Here is a 3,990-nt window from a genome sequence, read left to right as displayed (position 1 = left end):
AAAAGAGCGCGTGAAATAGATGAAAAACGAGCAAAAGGCGAAAAGCTGGGCTTGTTAGCAGGTGTTCCTGTAATAGTTAAGGATAATATCTGTACCGAAGGAATGCCCACAACTTGTTCTTCAAAAATACTTGAGAATTTTGTTCCCGAATATAACGCAACAGTAGTCAACAAGCTGTTAGATGAAGACGCGATTATTATAGGCAAAGCCAATATGGATGAGTTTGCAATGGGTTCAAGCAACGAAACCTCATACACAGGCAAAGTTCTCAATCCATATAATAACGAATATGTACCTGGCGGTTCAAGCGGCGGCAGTGCGGCAAGCGTTGCAGCTAATTTGGCTTATGCTGCTCTTGGTTCGGATACCGGCGGTTCAATAAGACAGCCCGCGTCTTTGTGCGGCGTAGTAGGCGTAAAGCCCACTTATGGCACTGTTTCCAGATACGGTCTTATTGCTTTTGCAAGCAGCCTTGACCAGATAGGTCCGATCACCAAAACTTCAGAAGATGCTTTATTGATGTGCAAGGTTATTAGCGGCCAAGATGAACATGACAGCACATCTTATTGCGGTCAATATTCTGAGCTGAAATTAAATCATGATTTTTCATTCAAGGGCAAAAAGATTGCTATTCCTAAGGAGTTCTTTGACCTTATTTCTGATAAGGATGTAAAGAATGTGATGGATCTTCAGCTCAAAAAGTTAGAAGCCGAAGGCGCAGAAATTATCGAAATGTCCATGAAAGCTTTGGAATACGCAATTCCTGTTTATTATATTTTATCCAGCGCGGAAGCAACTTCCAACCTTGCAAGATTTGACGGTATAAAATACGGCTATAGAAGTGAAAATGCTGAAGATTTGATAAGCATTTATTATAAGAGCAGATCAGAAGGGTTTGGAGATGAAGTGCAAAGAAGAATAATGCTTGGAAACTATGTTCTTTCCAGCGGATTTTTTGATGCATACTATAAAAAAGCCCAAAAGGTTCAGACATTAATAAAGAATACATTTGTTAAGGCATTTGAAAAATGCGACCTTATAATCACGCCCACTTCACCTACTCCTGCATTTAAGTTTGGAGAAAAGCAGGGAGATGTTGTTTCAATGTATTTGTCCGATATATTCACGGTTCCTGTCAATATCGCAGGAAACTGTGCGATCAGCATTCCCGCAGGATTAAGCTCCAAAGGTTTGCCCATAGGTTTGCAGATAATAGCACCGCATTTTGGAGATCAATTGATGTTTGATGCTGCACAAAAGTTTGAGAGGTTAGCAAAATGAGTTATTTGGCAGTAATAGGACTTGAAGTTCATAGTGAATTAAAAACCAATTCTAAGATATTTTGTTCGTGCAAAAACGAATTTTCGGTAGAACCTAATGTTAATTGTTGTCCTGTATGTACGGGTATGCCTGGTTCACTGCCTGTTTTGAATAAAAAGGCAGTTGAATATACCATAAGAACAGGGCTTGCCTTGAATTGCAATATAAATGATACACCTCGTTGGGATAGAAAAAATTACTATTATCCCGATTTGCCTAAGGCATATCAAATAAGCGAGTTGTATGAGCCTATATGCTTGGGCGGATATTTAGAAATCAATACTCCTAATGGTTCAAAAAAGGTAAGAATCAACCATATACACCTAGAAGAAGACGCCGGTAAGCTTGTACATTCTCCATATGGTGGAACGCTTGTTGATTACAACCGCAGCGGTGTGCCTTTGATAGAAATAGTTACTGAGCCTGACTTGTCGTCAGCAGACGAAGCATTAAACTTCTTAGAAGGATTGAGAGCATTATTGAAGTATATAGGTGTTTCTGATGTCAAAATGGAACAAGGTTCATTGCGCTGCGATGTCAATGTTTCTTTGCACAAAAGCGGCGAGCCGTTGGGAACAAGAACAGAAATGAAAAACCTGGCCTCATTCAAGGCTGTTCATAGAGCAATAACTTATGAAATAAAACGTCAGACCGAGATTTTGGAATCTGGCGGAAAAGTTGTTCAAGAAACACGCAGATGGGATGATGAAGAAGGCCGTTCTTATACAATGCGTACCAAGGAAGATGCTCAAGATTACAGATATTTTCCTGAGCCTGATTTGGTGCCTGTCAAGGTCAGCCGTGAATTTGTGGAAAATGTAAAAAAGAGCTTGCCTTTGTTGCCTAAAGAAAGAGCAAAAAAATATGTTGAAGAATTGAAGCTTCCTCAATACGACGCCGAAATTTTGACCAGTGAGAGAACAATAGCTGATTTCTTTGATGCTTGCGTTTCTGTCTATGACAATCCTAAGATGATATCTAACTGGATTATGACAGAAGTTATGCGTAAACTTAAGGATCAAAACAGCGAAGACATTGTTTTGCCTCTCAAGGCTGACAAGTTTGCAAAAATGTTAAAATTATATGCTGATAATGTTATAAATCAAAACGCAGCCAAAACGATGTTTGAATATATGTGGGAAAAGGACGGCAACGCCGACCCCCAAGCATTGATAGAACAGCTCAACCTTGGACAAATAAGCGACGAAGGGGAGCTTGAAAAAATCTTAGTCGAGATTATCAAAAACAATCCTACAGCAGCTAATGACTTAAGAAACGGAAACAAAAAGGCAATAGCGTTCTTTGTCGGACAAGCGATGAAAGCGACTAAAGGAAAAGCCAACCCTAAGACTGTTAATGAATTATTAGAAAAGCTATTATAAAGCATATAAAATCGCCGAAAAATTTTCGGCGATTTTTGGAATAATGGTATGGACAAAAAACAAGTAGCATTAGAATATTTGAATAAAAATCAGCTTCTTCATGCTGATATGATAGACTGTATTAATAATAATCAAGCAAAGATTGTATATGCCAATAACGACGGTGTTGTGATATATAATCTTGAGGGACGTGTTTATTGTATTAGCTTAGAAAAAGATGCGGATATTGAATCTATACTTGCTTTGTGCAAACGAAATAGATGTTCTGTAATCCATCAGGATTTTTATTATCCGTTAATTAAAGAAAAGTTCAAATTTAAACACAAAAAAGAATGCTATCAGGTGGTTTATACCAAACCTTTTCCGCCGCAAAATCAATATGATTTTGAAATAAAGCCGTTGACATTAGATTATGTTAATTTTGTGTTTGATAACTATTCTAACCGTTCTAGCATTAGATACATAACTGACCGCATTAAGAGCAATTCTATGTTCGGAGCTTTTTCAGGTAATGATATTATGGGTTTTATAGGAGTTCATGACGAAGGCTCTATGGGGATGCTGGAAGTTATGCCAGAGTATAGAAAAAAAGGTGTTGGATATGCTTTGGAAGCCTTTTTGATAAGTGAAAGATTAAAAAACGGGCATATTCCCTATGCCCATATATTTACATCTAATATAGCTTCATGTAATCTTCAAAAAAAGCTAGGAATGGAGTTTGCTGATCAGATTATAAGCTGGGTTTTTTGATTATATCTTTTTTTCTAATCTGATATTTTTTATTCAGCTTATTCATAAATTAATTTTAAACTTTACACATAAGTTTATATTTGGTATTAAGTTTTCCATAAAGAAAAGTACGAAGTTCAGAAAAATTGCCTTCGACCATTTTTGATTTTTCCAAAATAAAATAATTAATTTTATTGATATAAATCAAAATATAATCTTCTCTTTCTTCAATCTTCTCTAAGTCTTTATAAAAAACTTTGGAAACCGAAGCTATCTCATTATTTTCAAATGATGTAATCTTTATTAAGTCCTCATCAAAATCAAAAAACACCTTATACTCTTTTTGAGAAAACACTGATTTTTTGGACAAAATTATAATTACTATTAAAAATAATGAACCCAAAGCAATAAACACTGCGCCAAGTAAATTTTCTTGCATTACGAACATTAAAGTTCCACAAAATAGAATAATTACTGAACTAATAGCTATAGTTATTAATGATTTTTTTATAATATTTTTTTGCGTTTTTTTTACTACTGATGGATTAAGATCACTTTG

At 35.9% G+C, this 3,990-nt stretch carries 4 protein-coding genes; 3 read left to right on the top strand and 1 reads right to left on the bottom strand.

The window, feature by feature from the left end:
- From gatA to VIL26_05450, 3 genes are all read left to right on the top strand, one after another.
- The coding region (gene gatA / locus VIL26_05460) for an Asp-tRNA(Asn)/Glu-tRNA(Gln) amidotransferase subunit GatA (protein HEY8390380.1) at positions 1-1,281 on the top strand (1,281 nt) is incomplete at its 5' end.
- Entirely contained in the window at positions 1,278-2,702 is a 1,425-nt protein-coding gene (gatB, locus tag VIL26_05455) for an Asp-tRNA(Asn)/Glu-tRNA(Gln) amidotransferase subunit GatB (protein ID HEY8390379.1), read from the top strand. The genes gatA and gatB, both read left to right, overlap by 4 nt.
- A 48-nt stretch (positions 2,703-2,750) precedes the next feature.
- The gene (locus VIL26_05450; GenBank protein HEY8390378.1) at positions 2,751-3,452 is read left to right on the top strand and encodes a GNAT family N-acetyltransferase; all 702 of its coding nucleotides are present in this window, start codon (positions 2,751-2,753) and stop codon (positions 3,450-3,452) included.
- A gap of 55 nt (positions 3,453-3,507) precedes the next feature.
- On the opposite strand, the gene VIL26_05445 is transcribed toward VIL26_05450, so the two are convergent.
- The coding region (locus VIL26_05445; GenBank protein HEY8390377.1) for a YcxB family protein at positions 3,508-3,990 on the bottom strand (483 nt) is incomplete at its 5' end.

It is taken from the genome of Clostridia bacterium (assembly GCA_036562685.1).
Classification (GTDB): Bacteria; Bacillota; Clostridia; order Christensenellales; family DUVY01; genus DUVY01.
Note: the sequence above shows the minus strand (reverse complement) of the source record. Positions and strands in the feature narration are given on the sequence as shown.